The sequence below is a fragment of the Planomonospora algeriensis genome (genome assembly GCF_977012225.1).
Genome location: NZ_CDRNDK010000047.1, coordinates 1 through 25,883, shown reverse-complemented (window position 1 = coordinate 25,883; position 25,883 = coordinate 1). Strand labels below are relative to the sequence as shown.

General features: G+C 71.4%; 23 protein-coding genes and 2 pseudogenes. 15 read left to right on the top strand and 10 right to left on the bottom strand.

Annotation, left to right across the window (positions count from 1 at the left end):
* Window positions 1-406 precede the first annotated feature (406 nt).
* From ACWJ6R_RS08215 to ACWJ6R_RS08190, 6 genes and pseudogenes are all read left to right on the top strand, one after another.
* On the top strand, window positions 407-1,747 hold the full coding sequence (locus ACWJ6R_RS08215; protein WP_449061612.1) for an ABC transporter substrate-binding protein: 1,341 nt from the start codon (window positions 407-409) through the stop codon (window positions 1,745-1,747).
* A gap of 82 nt (window positions 1,748-1,829) precedes the next feature.
* Window positions 1,830-2,810, top strand: coding sequence for a carbohydrate ABC transporter permease (locus ACWJ6R_RS08210; RefSeq protein WP_449061611.1), 981 nt, complete (start codon window positions 1,830-1,832; stop codon window positions 2,808-2,810).
* Window positions 2,807-3,688 (top strand): carbohydrate ABC transporter permease, encoded by an 882-nt coding sequence (locus tag ACWJ6R_RS08205; protein ID WP_449061610.1) that lies wholly within the window; start codon window positions 2,807-2,809, stop codon window positions 3,686-3,688. Before ACWJ6R_RS08210 ends, ACWJ6R_RS08205 begins: the two co-directional genes overlap by 4 nt.
* Window positions 3,685-5,108, top strand: a pseudogene (locus tag ACWJ6R_RS08200) (GH1 family beta-glucosidase). Before ACWJ6R_RS08205 ends, ACWJ6R_RS08200 begins: the two are co-directional and overlap by 4 nt.
* A gap of 31 nt (window positions 5,109-5,139) precedes the next feature.
* Window positions 5,140-6,147, top strand: coding sequence for a LacI family DNA-binding transcriptional regulator (locus ACWJ6R_RS08195; RefSeq protein WP_449061613.1), 1,008 nt, complete (start codon window positions 5,140-5,142; stop codon window positions 6,145-6,147).
* Between the two features lie 412 nt (window positions 6,148-6,559).
* Entirely contained in the window at window positions 6,560-8,362 is a 1,803-nt protein-coding gene (locus ACWJ6R_RS08190) for a BTAD domain-containing putative transcriptional regulator (protein ID WP_449061609.1), read from the top strand.
* Between the two features lie 33 nt (window positions 8,363-8,395).
* Here the strand turns inward: ACWJ6R_RS08190 and ACWJ6R_RS08185 are convergent, their stop codons facing one another.
* The 3 genes from ACWJ6R_RS08185 to ACWJ6R_RS08175 all read right to left on the bottom strand — a co-directional run bounded on the left by ACWJ6R_RS08185 (window position 8,396) and on the right by ACWJ6R_RS08175 (window position 11,906).
* Window positions 8,396-8,929, bottom strand: a complete 534-nt coding sequence (locus ACWJ6R_RS08185) for a TlpA family protein disulfide reductase (protein ID WP_449061608.1) — start codon at window positions 8,927-8,929, stop codon at window positions 8,396-8,398.
* A 469-nt stretch (window positions 8,930-9,398) separates the two neighbouring features.
* Window positions 9,399-11,345 (bottom strand): ABC transporter ATP-binding protein, encoded by a 1,947-nt coding sequence (locus ACWJ6R_RS08180; RefSeq protein WP_449061607.1) that lies wholly within the window; start codon window positions 11,343-11,345, stop codon window positions 9,399-9,401.
* A gap of 66 nt (window positions 11,346-11,411) precedes the next feature.
* Window positions 11,412-11,906 (bottom strand): MauE/DoxX family redox-associated membrane protein, encoded by a 495-nt coding sequence (locus tag ACWJ6R_RS08175; protein WP_449061606.1) that lies wholly within the window; start codon window positions 11,904-11,906, stop codon window positions 11,412-11,414.
* A gap of 424 nt (window positions 11,907-12,330) precedes the next feature.
* Here ACWJ6R_RS08175 and ACWJ6R_RS08170 point away from each other — a divergent pair, with 424 nt between their 5' ends.
* Together ACWJ6R_RS08170 and ACWJ6R_RS08165 are read left to right on the top strand one after the other, a co-directional pair.
* Complete coding sequence (locus ACWJ6R_RS08170; protein WP_449061605.1) at window positions 12,331-13,110, top strand: aldose 1-epimerase family protein; 780 nt, start codon at window positions 12,331-12,333, stop codon at window positions 13,108-13,110.
* Window positions 13,111-13,114: 4 nt separating this feature from the next.
* Window positions 13,115-14,089: a phosphotransferase family protein gene (locus ACWJ6R_RS08165; protein ID WP_449061604.1), complete on the top strand. Its 975-nt coding sequence runs from the start codon at window positions 13,115-13,117 to the stop codon at window positions 14,087-14,089.
* Between the two features lie 166 nt (window positions 14,090-14,255).
* Here ACWJ6R_RS08165 and ACWJ6R_RS08160 read toward each other — a convergent pair whose 3' ends face one another.
* Window positions 14,256-14,531: a hypothetical protein gene (locus ACWJ6R_RS08160; RefSeq protein ID WP_229798094.1), complete on the bottom strand. Its 276-nt coding sequence runs from the start codon at window positions 14,529-14,531 to the stop codon at window positions 14,256-14,258.
* An 83-nt stretch (window positions 14,532-14,614) separates the two neighbouring features.
* A complete protein-coding gene (locus ACWJ6R_RS08155) occupies window positions 14,615-15,169 on the bottom strand; it encodes a GNAT family N-acetyltransferase (RefSeq protein WP_449061603.1) in 555 nt (184 codons plus the stop codon).
* A gap of 155 nt (window positions 15,170-15,324) precedes the next feature.
* On the opposite strand from ACWJ6R_RS08155, the gene ACWJ6R_RS08150 reads away from it, so the two are divergent.
* Both ACWJ6R_RS08150 and ACWJ6R_RS08145 read left to right on the top strand, forming a co-directional pair.
* The gene (locus ACWJ6R_RS08150) at window positions 15,325-16,593 is read left to right on the top strand and encodes an FAD-dependent oxidoreductase (RefSeq protein ID WP_449061602.1); all 1,269 of its coding nucleotides are present in this window, start codon (window positions 15,325-15,327) and stop codon (window positions 16,591-16,593) included.
* A 10-nt stretch (window positions 16,594-16,603) separates the two neighbouring features.
* A complete protein-coding gene (locus ACWJ6R_RS08145; RefSeq protein WP_449061601.1) occupies window positions 16,604-17,935 on the top strand; it encodes a class II 3-deoxy-7-phosphoheptulonate synthase in 1,332 nt (443 codons plus the stop codon).
* A gap of 40 nt (window positions 17,936-17,975) precedes the next feature.
* On the opposite strand, the gene trxA is transcribed toward ACWJ6R_RS08145, so the two are convergent.
* On the bottom strand, window positions 17,976-18,347 hold the full coding sequence (trxA, locus tag ACWJ6R_RS08140; RefSeq protein ID WP_449061600.1) for a thioredoxin: 372 nt from the start codon (window positions 18,345-18,347) through the stop codon (window positions 17,976-17,978).
* 191 nt (window positions 18,348-18,538) lie between these two features.
* On the opposite strand from trxA, the gene ACWJ6R_RS08135 reads away from it, so the two are divergent.
* Window positions 18,539-18,895: a helix-turn-helix domain-containing protein gene (locus ACWJ6R_RS08135; RefSeq protein WP_449061599.1), complete on the top strand. Its 357-nt coding sequence runs from the start codon at window positions 18,539-18,541 to the stop codon at window positions 18,893-18,895.
* Between the two features lie 27 nt (window positions 18,896-18,922).
* Here ACWJ6R_RS08135 and ACWJ6R_RS08130 read toward each other — a convergent pair whose 3' ends face one another.
* The 3 genes from ACWJ6R_RS08130 to ACWJ6R_RS08120 form a co-directional block, all read right to left on the bottom strand.
* Entirely contained in the window at window positions 18,923-19,513 is a 591-nt protein-coding gene (locus tag ACWJ6R_RS08130) for a ClpP family protease (RefSeq protein ID WP_449061598.1), read from the bottom strand.
* On the bottom strand, window positions 19,510-20,136 hold the full coding sequence (locus ACWJ6R_RS08125; protein WP_449061597.1) for a ClpP family protease: 627 nt from the start codon (window positions 20,134-20,136) through the stop codon (window positions 19,510-19,512). The genes ACWJ6R_RS08130 and ACWJ6R_RS08125 overlap by 4 nt, the downstream gene beginning before the upstream one ends.
* Window positions 20,137-20,381: 245 nt before the next feature.
* On the bottom strand, window positions 20,382-22,751 hold the full coding sequence (locus ACWJ6R_RS08120; protein ID WP_449061596.1) for an ExeM/NucH family extracellular endonuclease: 2,370 nt from the start codon (window positions 22,749-22,751) through the stop codon (window positions 20,382-20,384).
* A 231-nt stretch (window positions 22,752-22,982) separates the two neighbouring features.
* Here ACWJ6R_RS08120 and ACWJ6R_RS08115 point away from each other — a divergent pair, with 231 nt between their 5' ends.
* Window positions 22,983-23,663 (top strand): permease prefix domain 1-containing protein, encoded by a 681-nt coding sequence (locus tag ACWJ6R_RS08115; protein WP_449061595.1) that lies wholly within the window; start codon window positions 22,983-22,985, stop codon window positions 23,661-23,663.
* Window positions 23,664-23,736: 73 nt separating this feature from the next.
* On the opposite strand, the gene ACWJ6R_RS08110 is transcribed toward ACWJ6R_RS08115, so the two are convergent.
* Window positions 23,737-24,072, bottom strand: coding sequence for a PadR family transcriptional regulator (locus tag ACWJ6R_RS08110; protein WP_449061594.1), 336 nt, complete (start codon window positions 24,070-24,072; stop codon window positions 23,737-23,739).
* 89 nt (window positions 24,073-24,161) lie between these two features.
* On the opposite strand from ACWJ6R_RS08110, the gene ACWJ6R_RS08105 reads away from it, so the two are divergent.
* From ACWJ6R_RS08105 to ACWJ6R_RS08095, 3 genes and pseudogenes are all read left to right on the top strand, one after another.
* A complete protein-coding gene (locus tag ACWJ6R_RS08105; protein WP_449061593.1) occupies window positions 24,162-25,340 on the top strand; it encodes a cytochrome ubiquinol oxidase subunit I in 1,179 nt (392 codons plus the stop codon).
* Between the two features lie 10 nt (window positions 25,341-25,350).
* Window positions 25,351-25,698 carry a cytochrome d ubiquinol oxidase subunit II gene (locus ACWJ6R_RS08100; protein ID WP_449061592.1) on the top strand — a complete coding sequence of 116 codons (348 nt, stop codon included), beginning with the start codon at window positions 25,351-25,353 and terminating at the stop codon, window positions 25,696-25,698.
* Window positions 25,695-25,883: pseudogene (locus ACWJ6R_RS08095) on the top strand (cytochrome d ubiquinol oxidase subunit II); the annotation flags it as partial. The gene ACWJ6R_RS08100 and the pseudogene ACWJ6R_RS08095, both read left to right, overlap by 4 nt.

Here is a 25,883-nt window from a genome sequence, read left to right as displayed (position 1 = left end):
CCGGGTAAGGGGTACGGCTCGCGCGAGCCGTACCTCTTCCGGCTCTCGGCGCGGCCCTCCACCGCCCGGGCCCGGCTCCGCTCTCCGGCCCCCGGACCGCTGTCCGGGCACAGAGGTCTCCGCCTCCCGCCGCCGCGAGAATCCGGAGGCATGCTCGCGTTATGGGAGCGCTCCCAACAGCCTATCTGAGGCTTATGTACTGATAAACCGCTATATGTCCTAGGTTTAAGACCGAGATGTAACGGTTGAGTTTCGGCATATTGACGTTCCGGTTGCCTATCGTCCACTCTTCGTGGGAGCGCTCCCAAAGCATGTTGCAGAGCAGCCAGCCGCAGCCCGGGTTGTCGGGGACCGGCCGCGGCTGCACCTCCCATCGATTCGGGCGACCACCTGAGAGGGGTCCGGAATGTTGAACACCAAGCGGCAGGGCAAGCTCGCCGCAGTAGCGGTCATGGCGGCCACCGCCCTTGCGATCACGTCCTGCGGTTCGAGCGAGCCCACGCCCGCCGCCGGCGGCGGTTCGTCGGCGGCGGCGACCGAGCCGGTCACCATCACCGTCCACACCTTCGGCGGCGGCGCCAACTTCGGCTACACCGAGGCCGTCAAGAAGTGGAACGCCGAGCACCCGAACATCCAGGTCAAGCACGAGAACTTGACCGACCGGTTCGAGGACGTCTACCTGCCCCAGCTGCTGCAGAAGCTGCAGGCCGGCAGCGGCACCGGCGACATCGTCGGCCTCGACGAGGGCGCCATGGGCCTGATGAAGGCCCGCCCGCAGTTCTTCGCCGACCTCGGCCAGTTCGGGCTGGAGAGCCGCAAGGCCGACTTCCCCGCGGCCAAGTGGGACAACGGCATCAACAAGGACGGCAAGCTCTTCGCTCTGGGCACCGACATCGGCGGCATGGCGATGTGCTACCGCAAGGACCTGTTCGAGAAGGCCGGTCTGCCGAGCGAGCGCGAAGAGGTCGGCAAGCTCTGGCCGGACTGGAACGCCTTCATGGAGACCGGCAAGAAGTTCCAGGAGAAGGTCCCGGACACCAAGTTCCTCGACGGCCCGAACACGCTCTACAACGTGATCCTGAACCAGGAAGCGCCGAAGAACGGCAACATCGCCTACTTCGACACCAGCAACCAGCTCGTCATCGACAAGAACCCGGCCGTCAAGACCGCGTTCGACACGGTGAAGTCCTTCAGCGAGGCGGGCCTGACCGCCAAGCTGGCCTCCTTCACCAACGAGTGGAGCGCCGGCACCAAGAAGAGCGCTTTCGCCGTCATGGGCTGCCCCGCCTGGATGCTCGGCGTGATCAGCGACAACGCCGGTGAGGAGAACAAGGGCAACTGGGACGTGGCCGCGGTTCCCGGCGGCGCCGGCAACTGGGGCGGCTCCTACCTCGCGGTGCCCGCGCAGAGCAAGCACCAGAAGGAGGCCGCCGAGGTCCTGAACTACCTCGCCGGCAAGGAGGGCCACATCGCGGCCTTCCAGGAGGCCAACGCCTTCCCGAGCTCCCTGCCCGCCCAGCAGGACCCGGCGGTCGCGGACAAGAAGAACGAGTACTTCAACGACGCTCCGGTCGGCAAGATCTTCGGCGACTCGACCAAGGGCCTGCTCCCGGTCTTCCTCGGTGAGAAGCACGCCCAGGTGAAGACCGCCGCGGAGAAGGTCCTCGAGGGCATGGACAAGGGCTCGATCCCCTACGGCGAGGCCTGGACCAAGTTCGTCGAGGCCGGCACCAAGGCAGCGGGCTGATCCCCATCCCGATCAGCACGGGCCCGGCGGCGGCGACCCCGCCGCCGGGCCCGTCGCCTGCCCTTCGCTGAAAGGCTCACCGATGACACTGAACGTCGACACTCCCGCCCCCGCGCGGCGGACCGGCCCCAGCCGGTCGGCCGGGCACCGGGGTTCCGGACGGGGCGGCAACGGACTGGCCAGGTTCGACCTCCGGGCGACCCCCTACTTCCTCGTCTCGCCGTACTTCCTGCTCTTCACGCTCTTCGGCCTCTTCCCGCTCGGCTACACCGCCTGGGTGTCCCTGCACGACTGGGAGCTCGCCGGGGACAAGACCTTCATCGGCATCGACAACTACATCGAGCTGATCGCCGACGAGTCCTTCTGGAACGCGGTGGTCAACACCGTCGGGATCTTCGTCATCGCGACGATCCCCCAGCTCGTCATGGCGCTCGCGCTCGCCAACGCCCTCAACAAGCGCATCCGGGGCCGGCTCTTCTTCCGCCTCGGCATCCTGCTCCCGCTGGTGACCTCGGTCGTCGCGGTCGCGGTGGTCTTCACCCAACTCTACGGCCGCGACTACGGCATGATCAACTGGTTCCTCGGCCTGTTCGGCGTCGAGGCCATCGAGTGGCAGAACCAGAGCTGGTCGGCGTGGATCGCCATCGCCACGATGATCGACTGGCGCTGGACCGGCTACAACGCGATCATCCTGCTGGCCGCCATGCAGACGATCCCCAAGGACCTCTACGAGGCCGCCTCCCTCGACGGCGCCTCGCCCCGGCGGCAGTTCTGGCAGATCACCGTGCCGATGCTGCGCCCGACGCTCATCTTCGTGGTGTTCGTCTCCACCATCGGCGGCCTGACCCTGTTCGCCGAACCGGTCATGTTCGAGGGCAACCCGACGATGGCCGGCGGCGCCACCGGCCAGTACCAGACGGTGGCCATGTTCATCGTCAAGGAGGGTTTCCGCGACTTCGACATGGGCTACGCCTCTGCGGCGGCCTGGATGCTGTTCGCGCTGATCCTCCTCGGCATCCTGATCAACTACTCCTTCACCCGGCGCATCGGGGGTAAAAAGTGACCGCGATCCAATCCCGGCGGCGCTCGTCGGGTCCCGCGTCCGCCGCGAACCGCATCTGGGACGCGGGCCCGCTGACGAAGGCGGTCCTGGCCTTCGCCCTCGTGCTGTCGGCCTTCCCGATCTACTACATGTTCATCATGGCCACGCGGAGCAACAGCGAGGCGCTCGACACCCCGCCGCCGCTGCTGCCCGGCGGCAACCTCGGCGACAACGTCCAGCGGCTGCTCGAGGCCGACCAGGCGTACTTCGCCACCGGCCTGATCAACTCGATCATCATCTCGACCACGGTGACCGTCTCGGTGGTGCTCATCTCCACCCTGGCCGGCTTCGCCTTCGCCAAGCTGAAGTTCCGTGGCAGCAAGATCCTGCTGGGCTCGATCCTGCTGACCATGATGGTCCCGCTCCAGCAGATGGGCATCGTCCCGCTCTACGAGATGATGGTGAACCTCGGCTGGACCGGCCAGATCCAGGCGGTGATCCTGCCGTTCCTGGTCAACGGGTTCGGCGTGTTCATGATGACGCAGTACACCTCCCAGGCCGTGCCGGACGAGCTCGTCGAGGCGGCCCGCGTCGACGGCGCCTCCACCATGCGCATCTACGCCAACGTGATCCTGCCCGCGGTACGGCCCGGCATGGCCGTTCTGGCCCTGCTCACCTTCATGCAGAACTGGAACGAGTTCCTGTGGCCGTCGATCGTGCTGAACCCGGACAACCCGGTGGTGCAGACCTCGATCGCGGCGCTCAACCAGGCGCACGGCACCGACTACGTCATGCTCTTCACCGGCACGGCGGCCTCGGTCCTCCCGCTCGTCATCGTTTTCGTCGTGTTCGGCCGGCAGATCGTCGGCGGACTCATGGAAGGTGCGGTCAAGGCGTGACAACGCAGGATACGCAGATTCAGAGCCCGGATCTGGTGTTCCCGACCGGCTTCGTCTGGGGCGCGGCCACCTCCGCCTACCAGATCGAGGGCGCCGTCTCCGAGGGCGGCCGCGGCACCTCCATCTGGGACACCTTCGTCCGGCAGCCCGGCAGGGTGGTCAACGGCGAGAACGCGGATGTGGCCATCGACCACTACCACCGCTACCGCGAGGACGTGGAGACGATGGCCGGCCTCGGCCTCGGCGCCTACCGATTCTCCGTCTCCTGGCCCCGGATCCAGCCGGACGGCACCGGCCCGGCCAACGCCAAGGGCATCGACTTCTACAGCAGGCTCGTCGACGAGCTGCTCTCCCGGGGCATCGACCCCTGGGTGACGCTCTACCACTGGGACCTGCCGCAGACGCTGGAGGACGCGGGCGGCTGGCCCTCGCGCGACACCGCGCGGCGCTTCGCCGACTACGCGGCCTGGTGCACGACGCCCTGGGCGACCGGGTCCGCAACTGGAGCACGGTCAACGAGCCGTGGTGCGCCGCGTTCCTCGGCTACGCCTCCGGCGAGCACGCCCCCGGGCGGCGCGAGCCGGCCCAGGCCCTGCGCGCCGCGCACCACCTGCTGCTCGCGCACGGCCTGGCCGTGGAGGCCATGCGGGCCCAGCGCTCCGACACCCGGATCGGCGGCTGCGTCAACCTCTACGCGATCTCACCGCAGACCGACTCCGAGGCCGACCAGGACGCCGCGCGCCGCATCGACGGCCTGCAGAACCGGTTCTTCCTGGACGCCCTGCTCAAGGGCTCCTACCCCGCCGACGTGCTGGAGGACTTCGGCGCGATGGCGGACTTCGCCCAGGACGGCGACCTGGACGTGATCTCGGCCCCGCTGGACATGCTGCTGATCAACTACTACAGCCGCTTCACCGTCTCGGGCACGCCCGGCGGCGCGGCGTCGGCGGCGGCCGCGCCCACCGACACCGGCTCCCCGTGGGTCGGCAGCGAGCACGTCTCGTTCGTCCAGGGCGGCCGCCCGGTCACGGCCATGGGCTGGGAGATCGACGACTCCGGTCTCTACGAGCTCCTGGTCCGGCTGGCCCGGGAGTACCCGGCGGTCCCGCTGGTCATCTCCGAGAACGGCGCCGCCTTCGACGACGTCATGACCGACGACGGCGCCGTGCGGGACTACGAGCGGCGCGACTACATCGCCGCCCACCTGCGCACCTGCCACGCCGCGATCGAGGCGGGGGTCCCGCTCGAGGGATATTTCGCCTGGTCGCTGATGGACAACTTCGAGTGGGCGTGGGGGTACGGCAAGCGCTTCGGCCTCGTGCACGTCGACTATGAGACCCAGGTGAGAGTTCCCAAGGAGAGCGCTCTTTGGTATGCCGAAACCATCAGGCGCGGAGGCCTGAGCGGTCCGGCAGAATAAGGGCAGCACATTATCCATGGGGGCGAAGCACATGAACGGCGATCGTCGTCCGACTCTCGAGGCGGTCGCGGCTCTGGCCGGCGTCGGCCGCGGCACGGTGTCGCGGGTCATCAACGGCTCACCGAAGGTGAGCGAGAAGGCCCGCGACGCGGTGCACCAGGCGATCCAGGAGCTGGGCTACGTTCCCAACAGGGCCGCCCGGGCGCTCGTCACCCGGCGGACCGACACCGTCGCGCTGGTGGTCTCGGAGTCGGAGCTGCGGGTCTTCGACGAGCCCTACTTCGCCGGGACGATCCGCGGCATCGGCTCGGCGCTGTCGGAGACCGGGCTGCAGCTGATCCTGGCGATGGCCCAGTCGAAGCAGGACCACGAGCGGCTGGAGCTCTACCTGACCGGTCAGCACGTCGACGGGGTGCTGCTGATCTCGCTGCACGGCGCCGACCCGCTGCCGGGCCGGCTGGAGGCGATGGGCGTGCCGACCGTCATCGGCGGCCGCCCCATCGGCCTGAGCCCCTACAGCTATGTGGACGTCGACAACCGGGCCGGCGCCCGACAGGCGGTGAAGTACCTCCTGGCCAAGGGCCGCCGCCGGATCGCCACCATCGCCGGCCCGCAGGACATGGGCGTGGGCGTCGACCGCCTCGCGGGCTACCGGGACGCCCTGCTCGCCACCGGCGTGCCGGAGATCGTGGCCTACGGCGACTTCAGCGAGGAGAGCGGCATCCTCGCCATGCGCGGGCTGCTGGCGGAGAACCCCGACATCGACGCGGTCTTCACCGCCTCCGATCCGATGGCGCTGGGCGCGATGCGGGTGCTGCGCGAGGAGGGCCGGGAGATCCCCGGCGACGTCGCGGTGATCGGCTTCGACGACTCCCCCGCCGGGGCCCACTCCTCCCCCAGCCTCACCACGGTGCACCAGCCCACCGAGGCCATGGGCCGCCAGATGGCCCACCTGCTCGTCGCCCGCATCAACGGCGAGCACCTTGAGCAGCCCGTGGTGATACTCGACACCCATCTGGTCGAGCGCGATTCCGCCTGACTCCGGGCGGGGCCCATTCCCGGCAGGGGGCGAGCACCGGCGTGCTCGCCCCCTGCCCGCGTTCCCGCCGGCCTCTCGCCCGCCCCTTTCCCTGCCGCCTCGCCGTTCCCTGCCGGCCGGGAACCGCCGCGTTCCCGGCCGGTCGGTGAAACCGCCCGCGGGGGATCCGTCGCATCGGGCGGAATGGCCCCGCCGGAATGACATGGCCTCCCCGTCAATTACCGCTGCCGGACGGCCGCGCCGGGAAAGCCCGCGAAGTCACGGATCCAGGAAGCACCCGACAATGACCGTGAATTAATCGATGATAAATCAGGAAACGCTTCTCCAGTCAGACCTTGAATTGATATGATCTGATTTATCCTGCGTCCGGGAAAACGGGGACATCAACCCGGCGTCCATGCGTGGAGGTCAGATGAGCCTGCGGTTCAACCTGCTGGGTCCGCTTCAGGTGCGCCGTTCCGGCCGCCCCGTTCATCTGGGCTCACCGAAACAGCGTGTCCTGCTGACCGCCCTTCTCCTGGACGCCAACCGGGTCGTCTCCCTCGACCGTCTCATCACGACCGTCTGGGAGGACCGGCCGCCCCGCTCCGCGGTGGCCAACGTGCGGACCTACGTCAACCGCCTGCGCGACGCCCTGGCCGAACACCACGACCGGCTCGTCGCCCGCACTCCCGGCTACATGCTCGAGGTTCCCCGCGGGGAGCTCGACGTCACGGACTTCACGGAGCACGTACGGCTCGGCCGGGCCGCGCTGGCCGGGACCGACCCGCAGACGGCCGTGCGGCATCTGTCGTCCGCCCTCGGTCTCTGGCGCGGAGTGGAGGCCGAGGACGTGCCCCGCACCGTGGAGCTCTCATCACGGCTGACGGTCCTGGCCGAACAGCGCTGCCTCGCCATCGAGGACCTCGCGCAGGCGCGTCTGGCACTGGGGGAGCACGCCGAGATGATCCCCGGCCTCAGGGAGGCGGTCTCCGAGCATCCCACCAGGGAGAGGCTGTGGGGCCAGCTCATGATCGCCCTGTACCGGACGGGTGATGTCACGGCCGCGCTCACCGCGTACGATCAGGCACGCACCGTACTGTGCCGGCAGTTCGGCCTGGAACCCGGTCCCGAGCTCGTCGCGCTCCATCGCCGGCTGCTCAGCCGCGACCCCGCGCTGGCCCCCGCGCCCGTCCGGCGGCCCGACCCGTTCGGCACCCGCCCCCGGGTCCCGAGGATGCTCCCGCGCCAGGGGTGCGGCTTCGTCGGCCGGGACCGCGTGCTCAAGGCGCTCGTCCACCGGATCAGGGAGGCGGAGGGCCCCGTCAGGATCGCCGTGCACGGCCCGGGCGGTGTCGGCAAGTCGGCGTTCGCCGGGCAGGTCCTCCGGCTGCTCTCCGCCGAGCACCCCGGCGGGCACCTCTACGTCGACCTGCAGGGAACCCAGACCGGAGCCGCCCCCCTCGATCCCGCCCGGGCCCTGGCCCGGTTCCTGGTGGCCTTCGGAATGCCCGCCGAGCACGTCCCCGACGACCTGTCCCAGGCGGCGGAGGTGCTCCGGCTCCGCATCGGCGACGACGCCCCGCTGGTCCTCCTGGACAACGCCTCCGACGACCGCCAGGTGCGTCCCCTGCTGGCCGCGTGCGAGGGATGCACGGTCATCACCACCAGCCGGGCCATGCTCACCACCCTCAGCGGGGTCGAGCAGGTCGAACTCTCCCCGCTCTCCCATGACGCCGCCCGCGAGATGCTGGCGTTCCTCTGCGGCGCGGACCGCATCGACACCGACCCCGCCTCCGCCAACCGGATCGCCGACCTCTGCGAACGGCTGCCCCGCCCGCTCCGGGCCGCGGGCACCCGGCTCGCCGCCCGGCGCGAGTGGTCTCTCGCGGCCTTCGCCGACCTGCTGTCGGACACGCGTCACCGATTGGACCTCCTCGACAACGGCGACCTGCCGGTGCGGGAGAGCATCGAGATCGATCACCGGGCGCTGCTCTCCGGCGAAGGGCCGGTGAACGCCGCGGCCGCCGCCCTCTTCCGGCACCTGGGTACGGCGGAGCTCCCGGAACTGACTCCCGCCGGAGCCGCGCGTCACCTGGCCTGCGACGAGGTGACGGCCTCCGCCGCTCTCGGCCGGCTGGCCGACCTCCGGCTGATCGAGCCCGTGGAGCAGCGGCGCTACGTGGTGGGCGGCCTGGTCCGCGCCTTCGCCGCGGAGGTCGCCCGGGGCGGGTGACCCGCCCCGGGCGGAGCGACCCTCGCGGAGGGTTCAGAGCGCCGGTTCGATGTGGGAGAGGACCGTGCCCGCGGCCAGGACCCTGCTCTGACCGTCCAGGACGGCGAGGGCCGGGAACCCCTTCACGCCCAGGGCCCTCATGGTGGGCCCCTCGTACTTCTCCACGATGACGTGCGCCACCGGGTTGAGCAGGTCCCGGTACTCCGAGGGGTCGTCGTCGCCGTTGAAGACGACGACGGCCAGCACGGCGTCCCGGCCGTGCGGGTGGTTCTTCGCCAGTTCCAGGAACTCCGGTACCCGCTCGGCGCACGGAGGGCAGCGCACCGAGAAGACGCCGACCAGGGTCCGGCCGGAGGACAGGACGGCGCTGTGCCGCACCGTGCCGTCGGCCGTCACCGCCCCGAGGGGACCGATGACCTCGCCGACCGGCGCGAACAGCTGCGGGACGCCGGGCTCCCCGGCCGGGGCCGGCCGGGCGGTCAGGAGGCGGGTGGTCCTGACGGTGAAGAAGAGATTGAGCGTGGACACGACGCCCACCAGAAGCACGAGCACGGTGAGAAAGAGCATATCCCGTCCTTGTCGAAACCAGCGATATCGCGGAGACATCCGGACGGAGGGGACCGCCCTTTCCGGATGCGCCTCCTCCGCCTTCCGTTCTCCGATCGGCGGCGGCCTCCGCAGGAGCAGGGAATCACCGCCGCACGACACCTCGTGTTGATGCCGGAACAGCGGAAGGAGTGCTTTCCCCTCCTTCCGGCCCGCGGATACCCGAAGAGGAGGGCGGCGGGGGCCGGAATCCCCGTGGAGCGGATCCCGGCGCACCCGCCGCCCGTCACGGCGATCCGATCAGCAGTAGCCCTGGCAGTAGATGGTGCCGTTGCTGATGCAGCACCAGACACCGGAGTAGCAGAAGCAGGGACCCATTTCTTTTCTCCTCTCGATCAGCGGATATTGAAAACCTAAACGAGTCTGCAATTGAATTCGTACAACGGCGATACTCGCCCGCGTGTATCCCGGCGCGGCCTCGGAGAACGATTCATCCGTCGCTCCGCGCACCCGGCGGGGCGGCCGGGAGCGGACCGGCCAGCGCGGGCTCCTCCGCCCGGTAGCCCTCGGCCTGCAGCGCGAACAGCCTGGCGTAGATCCCGTCGCGGGCCAGCAGCTCGGCATGGGTGCCCTGCTCGGCCACCTGTCCCTCGTCCAGGACGATGAGCAGGTCCGCGTCGCGCAAGGTGCCCAGGCGGTGCGAGACGAGCACACTGGTCCGTCCGCGCCGGTGCTCGCGCAGCCCGGCGTGGATCTCGTACTCCGCCTCGGCGTCCAGGCCGGATCCGGGTTCGTCCAGGATCAGCAGGTCGCGTTCGCCCCGCAGATAGGCACGGGCCAGCGCGAGCCGCTGCCACTGCCCTCCGGACAGGAGCACGCCCGTCGCCGCGTTCCCGGTCTCCTCTCCGAGGTCGTCGCCCTGGATGAAGATCCGGGAGAGCAGGGTCCCGTAGCCGCCGGGGAGCCCGGCGACGAACCGGTGCGCGCCGGCCCTCCGGGCGGCCGCCTCGATCCGCTCCCGGTCCTCCAGGTGGGCGAGGTCGCCCAGTCCGATGTTCTCCGCCGCGGTCATGTCGTACTGCATGTAGTCCTGGAACACCGCTCCGATCCGCGTTCTCAGCTCGGCCGGGTCCAGTTCCCGGATGTCCACCCCGTCCCACAGGATCGCGCCGCGCTCCGGGTCGTACATCCGGCACAGCAGCTTGACCAGCGTGCTCTTGCCCGCCCCGTTCCTGCCGACCAGCCCGACCGCCCTGCCGTACGGGATCGTGAGCGTGAGCCCGCGCAGGGTCCACGGGTGCTCCGGCGAGTAGCGGAACCACACGTCGCGCAGTTCGATGCCGCGGCCGAGCGGTTCGGTACGCCGGGGTGCGCGCGGGACGGGGAGGTCGGGTCCGCTGCCGAGGACGGCCAGGTAGTGGTCGAAGAGCAGGAGTTGCTGGTGGGCCAGGGCCACCTCCACGACCAACCCGGTGAGCGCGCCCTGGACCCCGGCGACGGCCGCCACGAAGAGCGACACGTCGCCGATGGTGAGGGCGCCTCCGGCGGCGGCGTGCAGCGCCCAGACCAGCCCGCCCCCCGCGGCGAGCGCGCCGAACAGGCCGGCCGCGGCCTGGACGCGCAGCTCACGCCGGTCCACCCGGTCGCGTTCGGCGTTGGCGACCCTCCGCCTGTCGTTCATCAGCTCCCGCATGTGGGCCCCGATGCCGAACAGCCTCAGCTCCTTGGCCGCCTGGACGTTGACGAGGAGTTCCCGGAAGAAGAACTCCCTGCGCTCGGCCGGACCGATCCGCCACAGCATCGCCGCGCGGCGCCGCGCCAGCCAGAGTTCGGCGGCGAGCGAGGGGACGGCCGCACCGAGGACCACCGCGGTCATCCAGGGACTGATCACCAGCAGGGAGCCGAGGAACCCCGCTCCGGTGATCAGGGTCCTCGCGGCGCCGAGGGTGGCGGAGACGACCAGGCCCGGCGTGGTGGCGCCGTGCTGCTGCGCCATCCGGAGCCGGTCGAGGAAGACGGGCTCCTCGAACCTGGCCAGCCCCACGAAGCGCTCGGCCGCCGCGAAGAGGCGGTCCTGGGCGACCAGCCCGACTCTGCGGCCGGTCTCCTCCTTGGCGTACTGCGCGGCCTGGGGCACCACGGCGGCCAGCACGCCGCAGACCGCCAGCGCCGTCCCGAGCGCCGTGAGGACCGCGGCCGTGGCCTCGCCCCGGACGATGACGTCGATCGCCGACTTGGTCAGCCACGCCGTCGCGACCGGCAGTGCCGCCCCCAGGAGGGAGAGCAGGGCGAAGACGGCCGTGAGCCGCCGGCTCGCCCGCCACGCCAGAGCCAGCGCCGCGGCGGCCCCCGCCGCGCTCGTCCGGGCCGGGGGTCTGCGGGCGGTGTCAGCTGTCCCGGTGGTCGGCCCACCGGGGAGCGGGGGAAGGTCGGGCATCGGAAGGGGCCTCCAGGGGGCGTACGGGTCGGAACAGGTCTCCGATGTCGTCGGCGAGGACAGTGATCACTCCGAGCACGGCCCCGGCGAGGAGCGCCGCGGCGGTCCCTCGGCGCCGACCGCGCCAGCCGCACCGCCTCGCACGGCGAGCCCGGCTCCGACGAGGGCGGCGGTTCCCAGGAGGAGGTTCCTGACCACCTGGGCGCGGCCGACCGGCCGGCCGGAGTCTCCGAAGCAGCGGCAGGCGCCGCCGTAGCCCGTGTGCACGGCGCGGGCCAGCACCCCGGCGAACACCAGCAGCAGAACGGCTCCCAGGAGCAGCCCCCATCCGGCCGTGCCGGGCACGGCGGCGAGGAGCGGCACGGCCGCCTCGGCCGCCAGGACCAGGACCGCGATCCGCGCGCCCGTGATCCCGCCGGGCAGCGGCAGCCGGACCGGCGCCAGGCGGCCGACGGTGTCCGCGAAGCGGCGGTAGTCCTCCCTCCGCCGTATCTTGCCGAGGACGGACACGGTGAAGATCACCGCCAGCAGGGCCCGGCAGGCGAGGACGACGTGCTCCATGGCGGCGCTCCCGGTGACGTGCCCCGCGCGGCCGTTCCTGCGGCGGTGGCCGCGGCCACGTTACGGAGCCGGGCGCCGATCGCGATACGGGCGGGATACACCCGGATGTGTATCCCGTCGGACTCGGCGGGCCGAAGCTCGCACATCGGTTGACTAGCCGCCCGGGAATCCCTAGCGTGTCCCATTTGGGAGCGCTCCCACCGATCCGGCCGCCGAGATGGCCGACCGGACTGGAAAGATGCAGGCAGGTATGTCTCCGTCATGCCGGTCTTCACGCTCGGTCGTTGAAAGGACCCCCCTTGTCCCGGCAGTTCACCCTCCGCAGCGGCACGCTGCACGCCGAGATCACCGAGCGGGGCGCGGCCCTGCGGCTGCTCCGCCACGGCGGGCGCGACCTGGTGACGAGCTGGCCCGCCGGCGGCCGATGCCCTACTACAGCGGCGCCCTGCTCGCGCCCTGGCCCAACCGGGTCGGCGGCGCCTCCTACTCCTTCGGCGGCGATACCCACCGGCTCCCGGTCAACGAGGAGGATCGCGGCCACGCCCTGCACGGGCTGGTCGCCGACGCCGACTGGGAGGCGGTGCAGGACGATCTCGATCCCGGCGCCCCCCGCGACTCCGTACGGCTGGCGTACACGGTCGGCCCCGTCCCCGGCTACCCGTTCACCCTGTCCCTGCAGGTGCTCCACTCCCTGGCCCCCGACGGGCTGACGACGACGCTGACGGCGCAGAACACCGGTGAGACCGCCGCGCCGTACGGCTGCGGCCCGCACCCGTGGCTGCTGGCCGGCGGGAACGTCGAGGAGTACGGCCTGCACCTGCCCGCCGAGCGGGTGCTGCTCGTGGACGACCTGCTGCTCCCCCGCTCGCTGGAGGACGTCTCCGGCACGCCGTACGACTTCACCGCGCCCCGCGCCGTCGGCGGCACCGCCGTGGACCACGCCTTCACCGGGCTCCTGCCCGACGCCGACGGCCTCGTCCGGGTCCGGGTGAGCGGCCCGGACGGCGGAGTCGAGATGCGCTGGCAGGCCGCGGAGATGCCGTGGGTGCAGGTGTGCACCGGCAGCGCCCTCGACCACGCCGGGCTGGCCGTCGAGCCGATGACCTGCCCGCCCGACGCCTTCAACTCCGGCACCGACCTGATCGTGCTGCAGCCCGGCGAGAAGACCGAGGCCTCCTGGACGATCTCCCCGCTGGAGGGGTGAGCCGATGGAGAGCAGGACCAAGCGCCGGCTCGGCCCGGCCGAGCTCGACGCGCTGCTGCGGCGGTCCCTGGGCGCCGGAGTCGCCTCCTTCGCCGAACTGAGCGACGGGTTCGCCAACGCGGTGTGGCGGCTGACCCTCGACGACGGCCGCGAGGTGGTGCTCAAGCTCTCGCCCCCGCCCGAGCTGGAGCAGCTGCGCTATGAGCGCAACCTGCTGCGCGCCGAGGCGATGGTGTACCGCACGGCCCGCCTGCCGGGCCCCGAACTGCTGCACGCCGGGTTCGACGACCCGGTGCTCGGCGGCGACTACCTCGTCCTGTCGGCGCTGGACGGCACGGCCTGGAACCGCGCCGGGCAGGTGCCCGCCGAGCCGCTGTGGCACCAGGTCGGCGCCTGCCTGGCCCGGCTGCACGCGGTGACCGGCGAGACGTACGGCTACCCGCACGCCGAGCTGACCGGCCCGACCTGGCGTGCGGCCTTCCTGGCCATGGTCGGCGCGGTGCTGGAGGACGCCGACCGCCACGCCGTCCCGCTGCCCGTCCCGGCCGCCGCCGTCGCCGCGGCGGTCGAGGCCGCGGCTGAGGCCCTGGAGGAGGTGACCACGCCCCGCCTGGTGCACTTCGACGTCTGGCCGGGCAACGTCTTCGTCTCCCCGGAGGGCGGCGGCCCCCGCGTCCAGGCGATCATCGACCACGAGCGCGCGTTCTGGGGCGATCCGCTGGCCGACTTCGTCACTCCGACGATCTTCGGCGAGCTGACCGAGGACGCCCCGATCGTGGCCGGCTACCGCGAGGCGGGCGGGGTCGTGCCCTTCGACGACGGCGCCCGCGTCCGGATGGCGCTCTACCGCCTCTACCTGGATCTGATCCTGCTCGCCGAGAACGGGCCCCGGCAGTACCCCGAGGAGGACTACGCCCCGATCCGCGACGGCGCCGTCGCCGACCTCACCCGCGCGCTGGACGTCGTCTCGGCCCGCTGAACCGCCCGGCCCGCCCGGAGCCGGACAGCCGACTCCGGGCAGGCGTGCCGCCGCCGGGCACGGACGGCCGACTACCGCGCGGCCGGAGAAGGCAGGGTGGAAAGACAGGGCGGGCCGCCCTTCCCGTGGAAGGGGCGGCCCGCCCGCCGGTCTCCGCCGCCGGGGTTCAGACCCTGGCGTGCGAGGGCATCCTGCCCTCGGCGTAGGTGCCGTCGAGCATCTCGCGCTCCCCGCCCTGCGAAAGGTCGCGGTGCGTCTCCTCGATGCGGAGCGCGACGCCCATGGCGAAGAAGGTCGGCGCCCACTCGCCCACGAAGATGCCCCAGCGGTCCGCCCGGTCGAGGCCCGCGTTCTCCTTGTTCTTCGAGGCCCACCACGTCGCGAACGACAGGCCGATCGACGCTATCCCGGCGGTGTACATCATGCCGGACTTCACACCCATCCTGTGAAGCATGCTGATCATTTCTCATCCCCCCGATGACGGTTCGTTCTTAGCGTTACCCCCTCGTAACGAGGTGTAACCGACTATCGGTGCGATCCGGCATCTCCGCAGGCCCGCAGGTCGCGGATGCGGGGCCGCGGAGGCGTGCGGAACAGCTCCGCCTCCAGGTCGAAGAAGCGACGGGTCCGGCCGAGGTGGTCCATGCCCAGCCTGCGGCACACGGCCATGGACGCCTCGTTGCCCGGCATCGTCAGCGCGTACACCTCCGGCAGCCCGGCGGCGAACCCCCGCTCCACGGCGCCGCGGGCGGCCTCGGTGGCGTAGCCGTTCCCCCAGGAGTCCGGGTGGAGGTGCCAGCCCACCTCCACCTCTCCCCCGCCTCCCGGGATCGGCCGGAACAGCACGGTCCCGGCCACCGTCCCGGTGGCGCGGACCTGCACGGCCCAGGAGCCGTAGCTCCGGTCCCTCTCGTGGAAGGCCCGCCAGTTCTCCACCGCCCTGGCCGCGTCGAAACCGTCGAAGGGCGGCAGCCAGCGGGCCACCTCCTTCCGCGTGTAGATGTCGGTCATCCGGTCCAGGTCGTCCCGCGTTCCGTTCCACAGGCGGACGACCAGCCGCTCGGTCTCGTAGACGGTCATGCCGGACACTCTCCCGCAGCGGGCCCGCCGGGCGCGTCCCCCGCCGGGCGGATCCGGCCGGGTCTCCGGCCCTCCGCGCCGCGCCGTCGGCGTGCCGCCGGGGCCCTCTTCCGTCCGCGTCCGGCCCGTGCCATAATTTCACTAGGTGATGAATTATGAATCGAACCACATGCGTGATCGCCGGGGGCGGCCCGGCGGGGGCGGTGCTCGCACTCCTGCTGGCCCGCTCCGGCGTCCGGGTGACGCTGCTGGAGAAGCACGCCGACTTCCTGCGCGACTTCCGGGGCGACACCATCCATCCCTCGACCCTGCAGGTCCTCGACGAGCTCGGCCTGGCCGAGGAGTTCCACCGGCTCCCGCACCGCAAGGCGTACCGCATGACGATCAGGACCGACGACGCCGAGGTCCCGGTCGCCGACCTGTCCCGGCTGAAAGGCCCCTACCGCTACATCGCGTTCGTCCCGCAGTGGGACTTCCTCGACCTGGTCACCTCCGCGGCCGCGCGGTACCCCGGGTTCGAGCTCGTCATGAACGCGGAGGTCACCGGCGTGATCCGGGAGGGGAACGCGGTGCGCGGGGTCCGCTACCGCGACCCGGAGGGCGAGCACGAGCTCCGGGCGACCCTCACCGTCGCCGCCGACGGCCGCCGCTCCGACGTGCGCCGGGCCGCCGGGCTGGTCCCCGCCGAGTACGGCGCGCCGATGGACGTGCTCTGGTTCCGGCTGCCCCGGGAGCCGTCCGACCCCGGCGAGACGTTCCTGCGGGCCTCCGCCGGCCACCTGATCGTGTCGATCGACCGCGGGACCTACTGGCAGCTCGCCTACGTGATCCCCAAGGGGGGTTTCGACGCCCTGCGGGCGCGGGGGATCGACGCGCTGCGCCGGCCGGTGGCCGGGATGCTGCCGTACCTGTCCGGCCGCGTCGGCCTGATCGAGGACTTCGGCGACGTCAGCGTGCTGTCGGTGGCGCTCAACCGGCTGCGCCGCTGGCACCGGCCCGGCCTGCTGGTCATCGGCGACGCCGCGCACGCCATGTCCCCGATCTTCGGCGTCGGCATCAACCTGGCCGTGCAGGACGCGGTCGCCGCCGCCAACCTGCTGGCGGGGCCGCTGCTGGCCGGCGGCGAGATCCCCGAGTCACTGCTCGCCCGGGTGCAGCGGCGGCGCACCCCGCCGACGGCGGTCACCCAGTTCGCCCAGCGCCTCGTCCAGAACCGGTTGATACGGCCCGTCCTGTCGGGACCCGCCCGGCCGGTGCGGATTCCCCCGCTGGCCCGCTTCCCGCTGGCCGGCGCCGCGGCCCGCCGTTTCATCGGCCTGGGCGTGCTTCCCGAGCACGTGCGGACCCCGGCCGCGTCTCACCAGGGGGAAAGACCTTCTCAGTCCGTGGACATTACGGCCAGTCCGCCCGACCGCTTGCAATAGCCTGGTGGGCGTGAGCATCAACCTGGATTCCTGGCGGCGGCTGCCCGCGGCTCAGCAGCCCGAATGGCCCGACCGCGACGAGCTGAAGAAGGTCGTCGCCGAGCTCGAAGGGCTGCCTCCCCTGGTGTTCGCCGGGGAGTGCGACAGCCTCAAGGCGCATCTGGCGGCGGTGGCGCGGGGCGAGGCCTTCGTGCTCCAGGGCGGAGACTGCGCCGAGACCTTCGCCGGAGCCACCGCGGACGACGTGCGCAACAAGCTGAAGACCCTGCTGCAGATGGCCATCGTCCTCACCTACGCGGCGAAGGTGCCCGTGGTGAAGATCGGCCGCATGGCCGGGCAGTTCGCCAAGCCGAGGTCCAAGGGCACCGAGGTCCGCGGCGGCGTGGAGCTGCCCGCCTACCGCGGCGACATGGTCAACGGGCTCGACTTCACCCCCGAGTCCCGCATCCCCGACCCCTGGCGGCTGCTGCGCGCCTACCACTCCTCGGCGGTGACGCTGAACCTGGTCCGGGCCTTCACCAAGGGCGGCTACGCCGACCTGCGCCAGGTGCACGCGTGGAACCAGGACTTCGTGGCGGAGTCCCCGGCCGGCAAGCGCTACGAGCAGCTCGCCCGCGAGATCGACCAGGCGCTGGCGTTCATGCACGCCTGCGGGGCCGACCCCGAGGAGTTCCACACGGTCGAGTTCTACTCCTCGCACGAGGCGCTCATCCTCGACTACGACCAGGCGCTCACCCGGATCGACTCCCGCACCGGCCTGCCGTACGACGTGTCGGCGCACATGGTCTGGATCGGCGAGCGCACCCGCCAGCTCGACAGCGCGCACGTGGCGTTCTTCGCGAGCATCCGCAACCCGATCGGCGTGAAGCTCGGCCCGACCACCACGGTCGAGGAGGCCCTCACCCTGATCGAGAAGCTGAACCCGGACAACGAGCCGGGCCGGCTGACGTTCATCACCCGGATGGGCGCGTCGAAGATCCGCGAGCACCTGCCCGAGCTGGTGGAGAAGGTCACCGCGAGCGGCGCCCAGGTGGCCTGGATCTGCGACCCGATGCACGGCAACACCTTCGAGGCGCCCAGCGGCCACAAGACCCGCCGCCTGGACGACGTGCTGGACGAGGTGGTCGGCTTCTTCGAGGTGCACCGCGCGCTCGGCACGCACCCCGGCGGCATCCACATCGAGTTCACCGGCGACGACGTCACCGAGTGCGTGGGCGGCGGCCACGAGATCGCCGAGGGCGACCTGTCGCTGCGCTACGAGACGGCCTGCGACCCGCGCCTCAACCGGAGCCAGTCGCTGGACCTCGCCTTCCGCGTGGCGGAGCTCTACCGGTCGGCCTGAAGCACCGCGGGCGCCCGGGGCGGGCGCCCGCCTCCGCCCGTCAGTTCTGCTGGGCGCCCAGCTCGCTGGCGAGCTCGGCCCGGATCTCGTCCATGTCGAGCGCCTTGACCTGGGTGATCAGGTCCTCCAGCGCCGGGGCGGGCAGCGCGCCGGGCTGGGCGAAGACGACGATGCCGTCGCGGATGGCCATGACCGTGGGGATCGAGGTGATGTCGAAGCCCTGCGCCAGCGCCTGCTCCGCCTCGGTGTCGATCTTGCCGAACGTGATGTCGCCGTGCTTCTCGGAGGCCTTCTCGAAGATCGGGCCGAACGTGCGGCACGGCCCGCACCAGGCCGCCCAGAAGTCCAGCAGAACGATCCCCTGGTCGGCGATCTCGTTGAAGTTCTTCTCGGTTACCTCGATGGTCGCCACCACTGGCTCCTCTTGTGTCTGCGTCTGTACGGCTCGCATAACTGCGTACCCGCGCTGAGCATTCCATCCCTCCGTACTCCGGGGAAACCGGCCTTCCGATCGGCCCTCGGGCGGACCCGAGGAGACGGGGACGATTCCGCTCTGCGCGGATCGAGCCGGAATCGAACGCGCCGGCTGCCTAAGGTGAGGCCATGGCCTCCTCCATCCCGCCGCTGCGTCCGGCGACCGGTCGGACCGCCTCCAAGCCGTCTCCGGCCCGCGAGCCGCTGTGGCGGCACGCGCTCGGTGAGTGCCTCAGAGGCCTCCGTCACGAGCGGGGCGAGAAACTGAGCGAGACGGCGCGTCGCGCCGGGGTCTCGCCGCAGTATCTCTCCGAGATGGAACGAGGCCTCAAAGAGCCGTCGAGCGAGATGATCGCCGCGGTCGCCGGGGCGCTGGACGTGACCTTGGTCGATCTGACCCTCGCCGTCGCCGAGAGCCTGCGGTCCGCTCAGAGCGGCGCGTCGAGAGGCGCCACCTGCTCGGCGGCGTACGCCCTGGCCGCGTAGCCCGACCTGCCGGGATGATCCATCGGCCTATGGACGCTCCTCGATGATCTGATCGAGGAGTCCGTACTCCAGGGCCGCGGTCGCGGTGAACACGCGATCGTGATCGGTGTCGGCGCGCAGGGTCTCGATCGTCTGGCCGGTGTGCCGTGACAGGATGCGCTCGATGTCCGCCCGGACACGGACGACCTCGTCGGCCTGGAGGATGAGATCGGGGATCGCCCCGCGCCCCTGGGCGGCCGGCTGGTGCAGGATCACTCGTGCGTGCGGGAGAGCGGCGCGTTTCCCCTCGGCGCCCGCGGCGAGGAGGACGGCGCCCACCGCGACGGCCTGTCCGACGCAGGTCGTCGAGACCCGCGGACGGATATGGCGCATGGTGTCATATATCGCGAGCATCGCGCTCGGATCCCCGCCTTCGCAGTTGATGTAGAACTGTATTTCGGCATCGGGGTTGTCCGACTCCAGGAAGATCAGCTGCGCGATGAGCGCGTTCGCGACGCCCGCGTCGATCGCGGTCCCCAGGTAGATGATCCGCTCGGTGAGCAGGTGCGAGTAGACATCCATGATCCGCTCGCCGCGGGAATTGTGGGTGATGACGTTCGGAATCGTGTACGTGGTCACCGGACGGCCCCTTCGGTGACGTCGAATCCGAGCCGCGGTCGGTTGCGCGGCGCGATTTCGTCGAAATCCCGCACGATCGCGTCCACGAAGCCGTAGTCCAGGGCCTCTTGCGCGGTGTACCAGCGATCGTGCAGCGAATCCTCGAATATGCGCTCGACGGGCTGCCCCGTGTCCTCGGCGATGAGACCGAGCACCGTGTCGCGAGTGTGCCGGAGGTCGCCGGCCTGCAGTTCGATGTCGACCGCGGTGCCGCCGATCCCCGCCGAACCCTGGTGCATCAGGACACGTGCGTGCGGCAGGGCCCGGCGCTTCCCGCGGGCCCCCGATGACAGCAGGAACTGCCCGGCGCTGTAGGCGATGCCCAGCACGAGGGTCGATACGTCGCAGGGAATGAGCCGGATGATGTCGCGGATCGCGAGCATCGAGGGGACCGACCCGCCCGGCGAGTGGATCCACAATGCGATGTCCGCCGACGCGTCATGCGCGGCGAGTGCCATCAGCTGCGTGGCCAGCAGTGTCCCGTTGTCGTCGTCGAGAGGGCCGTCGAGGACGAGGACGCGCTGGTCGTAGAGTTCGCGCCGCACCCGCGCGTCGAACAGTGGAAGATTCGATTCTCCGCTCATGCGCCCATCATGCGAGGCGGTCCGGACCGGCGTCGACGCGATCCGCCTGGGGCGGATCCGCTCTGGGCAGAGGGAACCCGGTTTCCGGCCGGGCCCGGAGGCCCGCGCCGTACCGGCGGGCCGGTGACGGGCCTCCGGTACGGTGACGGGCCTCCGGGCGCCCGGGGATCACCGGGAGCGCGGAGGGCCCGCCCCGCCGGTACGGCGCGGGACGGGCCCTCTCGATGACGCCGGCAGGCGTCGGGTCAGCGCCTGCCGCCCGGCAGGGTCAGACCGATGACCACGGGGTCGTGGTCGGAGGAGCGGAACGCGTCGGGCCGGTAGAGGCCCGGCGGGTTGTACTCCATGTTGTAGTCGAGCGCCCTGGCCTCGTCGGAGTTGATGTGCCAGATCGTCGCGCCGGTGACCCGCTTGAGCAGGTCCCTGCCGACCAGCGCGTGGTCGAGCTCGCCGACCTGGCCCTCGAACAGGTAGCTGTAGCGCAGCGGGGCGGGGACGAACCTCTTGGTCACGCTGGTCAGGCCGCCGGCCTCGAGCGCGTCGATCGGGTCCTCCTCGCCGTAGGCGTTGAGGTCGCCCAGGACCAGCGGGCCGGGCAGGTCCAGGCTGTCGATCAGGCCCAGCGTGGCCTGGGCCTGGCGGACGCGCTCGCCGTTGTAGCAGCTCTGCCCGTCACCGGCGTCGGCGTCGGCGCCGGTGGCGCCGTCGCAGCCCTTGGACTTGAAGTGGTTGACCAGGACGGTGAACGACTGGCCGCCCTGGGGACGGCGGAAGGTCTGGATCAGCGGGGGCCGCCGGAAGACCGGGTCGGTCGAGGACTGCGCCGCGCCGACCGGCCGGACCTTGGCCGGCTTGTAGATCATCGCCACGTGGATCACGTCGGTGCCCGGGTAGGGGTGGGTCAGTGCCGCGTAGGTGCCCGCGCCGACCTGGGCGTTGAGCGCGTCGACCAGTGCCTGGACGGCGGTCTGGCCGTTGTTCTCGACCTCCATGAGGCCGACGACGTCGGCGTCCATGCCCTTCAGCGCCGCGACCAGCTTGGCCAGCTGCCGCTGCTGCTCCTCGGCGGTGTTCGCGCCGCGCGAGCCCAGGGTGGTGAACCAGTTGAGGGTGTTGAAGCTGGCCACCTTGACGTTCCCGACCACCGGGAACGGCTTGGGCAGGCGCGGGTTGGTGCGCAGGAAGCCGGCCGGCTTGGTCGGCTGGAGACGGTACTTGCCGAAGCCGTAGCCCATCACGCCGGTGACGCCGAGCGTGGTGTCACCGAGCCGGACCGCGCGCGGGTCGGTGTACGGCACGACCGGCGGGTTCTCCGCGCCGGAGCCGTCGTCCACGAGCAGGGTGCGGCGCGCGTTCAGCGCGGCGCTCACGCCCGGCCGGTCGGTCGGCTGGTAGATCCGGCCCTCGGAGGAGAGGTTGATCTCGCCGTAGCGGGCCAGGTTGTAGTGGTCGCTGACGGTGAGCGGCTCGGGGAAGGTGACGAGCATGTTCTCGACCCGCTCGAAGGTGGCGCCCTCGGGGCGCGGCAGGCTCTGCTTCACGGGGGTGATCGTGCCGGTGCCGCAGACGTCCACGGCGGTGACCGGCGACAGCTCGGTCCAGCCGTTGAACTCCACGGCCCTGCCGGTGACCAGGACGCGGTCACCGACCTTGACGTCCTTGAAGGACGAGCGGGCGAAGGCGAACAGGCCCTCGGAGGTGGCCGGATCGGCGTCCGGGGTCGGGTCCTGCACGAAGAATCCGCTGAGCTGGTTCGGCTCCTGGAAGTCCGCGGTCACCACGCCCTCGACCCGGACCGTCTGGCCGGCGAGCGGGCTCGCGTCGCCGCTCCCCTGCACCTGGGCGATCTGGTGGGTGGCGGGGGTCTCGCACGGCGCGGTCGTCGGCGTCGGGGACGGTGTGACGGTCGGCGTCACCGTCGGAGTCGCGGTCGGGGTGGGCGTGGGCTCCGCGTCGCCGCAGGGGGCCGGGGCGGTGGTCCGGTTGCGCGGCGCGGGGGCGGCGGCCTCGATGTCGGCGACGTTGACGTCGGTGTCGGTGCAGCCGTGGTCCTTGCGGAGCCCGGCCGTGCCGTTGGACAGGGCGGGGGCCGGGGCGCCCTCGGAGTAGTTGGCGGTGCCGTAGCCGACGAGGTCGGCGATGAGCGCCGTCTGCTCGGGGGTGCAGGGCACCGAACCGCCGTTGCAGGCCAGGCCCTCGGCCGAGCGGGCCAGGACGACCTTGCCCGCGCTGCCGCTCAGGTTGACGGTCCCGGTGCCGTCGGGGGCGGGCAGCGCGGCGCCGGTCGCGCCTCCGGCGAGCTGGAGCAGGTGGTACCGGCCGGGCTCGAGCGTGCCGGACAGGGCCACCAGGTTGGAACCGAAGGTGCCGGTGCCGGTGGCGCTGCCGTACTGGACGGACCAGCCGTCCAGGGAGACGGGCGCCGCGCTGCGGTTGAACAGCTCGACGAAGTCGTTGGCGAACGGCGCGCCGCTGTTGCCGCCGCCGCCGTAAACCTGGCTGATGACGACGGCGCCCGGCGCGGCCAGGGCCGGGGTCGTGGTGAGAGTGGCGACGCCGGCGGCGGTGACGCCTACGGCCGCGAGGGCGGCGAACGCCCGGGATAAAGCACGCATGGGCAGGAGCGTAGAGGTCTTTTGATTCCTTAACGTCCCTCTATAGGTGGACGAATAGTGAAATGGAAAAATGTTGGCAGAACGTGTCGATCGGTCCATGGCAACACTGGCTGCCCTTGGTCTGGATCCGGGGACAGATCAGGGTCCTCCCTGATGTGCGGGCACCGGGCAGCGACCATGATGGGCGCCGGGCACCCGTGGACGGGAGACCACGCGAGCAGGGAGAACAGGGTGGACGCCGGAGTCATCGACGACTATGTCGCAGAGCTCGGCCGTACGCTCCGCGGGCCGCGAGGGCTCAGGCTCGACCTGGTCGCCGAGGCCCGCGACAGCCTGCTCGACGCCGCGGAGGCCCTGGAGGGCGACGGCCTGGAGCGGGCCGAGGCCGAGCGGGCCGCGGTCGAGGAGTTCGGCGCCGTCCGCGAGATCGCCCCGGGTTACCAGGAGGAGTTGTCCGTCGCCGCGGGCCGGAGACTGGCCGCCCTGCTCTTCCTCGCCGTGCCGCTCACCGCGGTCATGTGGACGGCGATCTGGAAGCTGTTCCCGGCGGCTCCGGCCGCCCATGACGCCTGGCCCGGCTGGTTCGTGCCGGTGGCCCGCGCCGTGGACGTCACGCAGATGGTCATCGGGATGCTCGGCGCGCTGGCCCTGCTCGCGCTCGGCCGGGGGCGGCGCAGGATCCGGCGGCCCCAACTGGTCGCCCGGGCGCTGGCGCTGTTCGTCTGGGCCATGATGCCGGTCATGCTCGTCCTGTGCGGAGCCCTGATGTACGGCTCGAACGGACCGGCGGGCTTCTCCGGTTATCCGCCCGGTCTCGCCGCCTCGGCGGTGAGCTACGGGTTCTGGGGCCTGCAGCTCTACTGCGCGACCCGTTGCCTCTCCCTCACCCGGCGGCGGACCTCGGCCGGGTGACGCAGGAGCGGACGCCCGCCGCGTCCCCTCCGGCTGAGAGCGCGCCCGGCGGCGGTCCGGCGCCCGCCCGCGCTCACTTCGTGGCGCGGGGCTCCAGCACGCTGCCGATGACGCCGGCGAACTCCCGCCAGGCCGAGCGTTCTCCGGCCAGGGCCGTACGGCCCGCCGAGGTCAGCCGGTAGGTGCGCCGCTTGCGCCCGCCCACCGTGGCCCACTCGCTGGCCAGGTATCCCGCCTGCTCCAGCCTGCGCAGCGCCGGATAGACCGTGCCCGTCGGCACGCTGAGCGCGCCGCCGCTGCGGGCCTGCAGCGCCTCGATGATCGCGTATCCGTGCAGGGGCTCGTGCTCCAGGACGGAGAGCAGCAGGGCGTCCATGTGCCCGCGGAGCGCGTCGGTGTTCACGTCCATCACCTTACCTCTCGCATAGGCAACCTACATGTAGGCTCTCTACATGTAGAGTGCCTATAGGTAGACAGACATGTGATGGAGGCGGCGCCGTGGACGTACTCGACCTGGCCCGGACGCAGTTCGCGGCGACGGGGAGTCTGCACTTCCTGTTCGTCGTGCTGACGCTGGGCCTGGCCCCCCTCGTGGCGGTCATGCAGACCCTCTGGACCTTCGGCGGCAAGCCGGTCCACGAGCGGATGACCCGCTTCTGGGGCCAGATCTACTTGATCAACTATGCGCTCGGCATCGTCACCGGCCTGGTGATGGAGTTCCAGTTCGGCCTGAGCTGGAGCGGGCTGTCGCACTACGCCGGCGACGTCTTCGGCGCGCCGCTGGCGATCGAGACGCTCGTCGCCTTCTTCCTGGAGTCCACGTTCCTCGGACTGTGGGTCTTCGGCTGGCACCGGATGCCCCGCCGCCTCCACCTGGCGTGCATCTGGATGGTCGCGCTGACCGCCTACGTCTCGGCGTTCTGGATCATGGCGGCCAACGCGTTCCTGCAGAATCCCGCCGGGGCGGTGGAGCGGGGCGGCAGGCTGGTGGTCGAGGACTTCGGCGCGGTGCTGACCAACCCCATGCTCGCCATGGCCCTGCCCCACGTGATCGGCGCGGCCCTGCTCACCGGCGGATCCGTGATCATGGGAGCCAGCGCCTACCAGCTGTTCCGCAGGACTTCCGAGCAGGAGTTCTTCACCAAGTCCCTCCGGCTGGGCGTGGCCGTCGCCGCGCTCGGCACCGTACTCGCGGTCGGCTTCGGCTACGCACAGTTCGGTCCGATCGGAGAGTTCCAGCCGGGCAAGTTCGACAGTCCCCTGGCCGGCCTCGGCCTCGGATTCATGATCCTGATCGGCTACCTGCTCCAGCTCGTCGTGCTGTTCGTGCTGCTGCCCGTCATCCGCTGGCTGCCGCGCTGGCGGTGGGCGCACCCGATCGTGATGCTGATCACCCCGCTGCCGTTCCTGGCCGCGATCCTCGGCTGGCTCGCCCGCGAGGCCGGCCGCCAGCCCTGGCTGGTGTACGGCAGGCTCACCGTCGCCGACGCGATGTCCCCCGGCCTCACCCCGGCGATGATCACCACGTCCCTGGTGGCCTTCACCGGCGTGCTCGGCCTGCTCGCGGTCGTCGACTACCTGCTCATCGCCCGTCTGGTGCGCCGCGGCCCCGCCGCCGCCACCCTGGGCGCCGCCCCGCTCCCGCCGCCCGAGCGCACCCCCGCACTGAGCCTGTAAGGAGGCACCGATGGACATCCTCTGGTCCGTGCTCTTCGCCGTCCTGCTGATCGGCTACTTCGCCCTGGAGGGCGCGAACATCGGCCTCGGCATGCTGCTGCCCGTCCTCGGCCGCACCCAGGAGGGCCGGGACCGGATCGTCGCCGCGGCGGCGCCGTTCGTCCTGGCGGGCGAGGTGTGGCTGGTGGCCGTGGCCGGCGTGCTCTTCGGCGTGTACCCGCGGCTCGAGGGCGAGGTGCTGTTCGGCCTCTACCCGATGGTGGTCTGCCTGCTGGTCTCCTGGATCGTGCGCGACGCGGGGCTCTGGTTCCGCCGCAGGACGGACGGCCTCGCCTGGCGCGCGGGTGGGACCGGATGATCTGCCTGGGCTCCTGGGGGCTCGCCCTCTCCTGGGGCGCGGCCCTGGCCGCCCTGGCGACCGGCCCGTCGGACACCCCGGCGGTCGGTCCGGCGGTCACCCCGGCGGTCCTCGCGGGCGCGGCGGCGCTCGCGGCGCTGCTGGCCTTCCACGGCCGGGCCTTCGCCTTCTGGCTGCTGCCCGGC

Excerpts from the sequence above, each read along its gene's own strand:
- ACWJ6R_RS08185 (WP_449061608.1), bottom strand. The coding sequence starts at position 8,929 with ATGCTCTTTCTCACCGTGCTCGTGCTTCTGGTGGGCGTCGTGTCCACG.
- ACWJ6R_RS08160 (WP_229798094.1), bottom strand. The coding sequence starts at position 14,531 with ATGGGTGTGAAGTCCGGCATGATGTACACCGCCGGGATAGCGTCGATC.
- ACWJ6R_RS08190 (WP_449061609.1), top strand. The coding sequence starts at position 6,560 with ATGAGCCTGCGGTTCAACCTGCTGGGTCCGCTTCAGGTGCGCCGTTCC.
- ACWJ6R_RS08215 (WP_449061612.1), top strand. The coding sequence starts at position 407 with ATGTTGAACACCAAGCGGCAGGGCAAGCTCGCCGCAGTAGCGGTCATG.
- ACWJ6R_RS08210 (WP_449061611.1), top strand. The coding sequence starts at position 1,830 with ATGACACTGAACGTCGACACTCCCGCCCCCGCGCGGCGGACCGGCCCC.
- ACWJ6R_RS08150 (WP_449061602.1), top strand. The coding sequence starts at position 15,325 with ATGAATCGAACCACATGCGTGATCGCCGGGGGCGGCCCGGCGGGGGCG.
- ACWJ6R_RS08120 (WP_449061596.1), bottom strand. The coding sequence starts at position 22,751 with ATGCGTGCTTTATCCCGGGCGTTCGCCGCCCTCGCGGCCGTAGGCGTC.
- ACWJ6R_RS08195 (WP_449061613.1), top strand. The coding sequence starts at position 5,140 with ATGAACGGCGATCGTCGTCCGACTCTCGAGGCGGTCGCGGCTCTGGCC.
- ACWJ6R_RS08135 (WP_449061599.1), top strand. The coding sequence starts at position 18,539 with ATGGCCTCCTCCATCCCGCCGCTGCGTCCGGCGACCGGTCGGACCGCC.
- ACWJ6R_RS08180 (WP_449061607.1), bottom strand. The coding sequence starts at position 11,345 with ATGCCCGACCTTCCCCCGCTCCCCGGTGGGCCGACCACCGGGACAGCT.
- ACWJ6R_RS08110 (WP_449061594.1), bottom strand. The coding sequence starts at position 24,072 with ATGGACGTGAACACCGACGCGCTCCGCGGGCACATGGACGCCCTGCTG.
- ACWJ6R_RS08175 (WP_449061606.1), bottom strand. The coding sequence starts at position 11,906 with ATGGAGCACGTCGTCCTCGCCTGCCGGGCCCTGCTGGCGGTGATCTTC.
- ACWJ6R_RS08165 (WP_449061604.1), top strand. The coding sequence starts at position 13,115 with ATGGAGAGCAGGACCAAGCGCCGGCTCGGCCCGGCCGAGCTCGACGCG.
- ACWJ6R_RS08155 (WP_449061603.1), bottom strand. The coding sequence starts at position 15,169 with ATGACCGTCTACGAGACCGAGCGGCTGGTCGTCCGCCTGTGGAACGGA.
- ACWJ6R_RS08100 (WP_449061592.1), top strand. The coding sequence starts at position 25,351 with ATGGACATCCTCTGGTCCGTGCTCTTCGCCGTCCTGCTGATCGGCTAC.
- ACWJ6R_RS08170 (WP_449061605.1), top strand. The coding sequence starts at position 12,331 with ATGCCCTACTACAGCGGCGCCCTGCTCGCGCCCTGGCCCAACCGGGTC.
- ACWJ6R_RS08125 (WP_449061597.1), bottom strand. The coding sequence starts at position 20,136 with ATGAGCGGAGAATCGAATCTTCCACTGTTCGACGCGCGGGTGCGGCGC.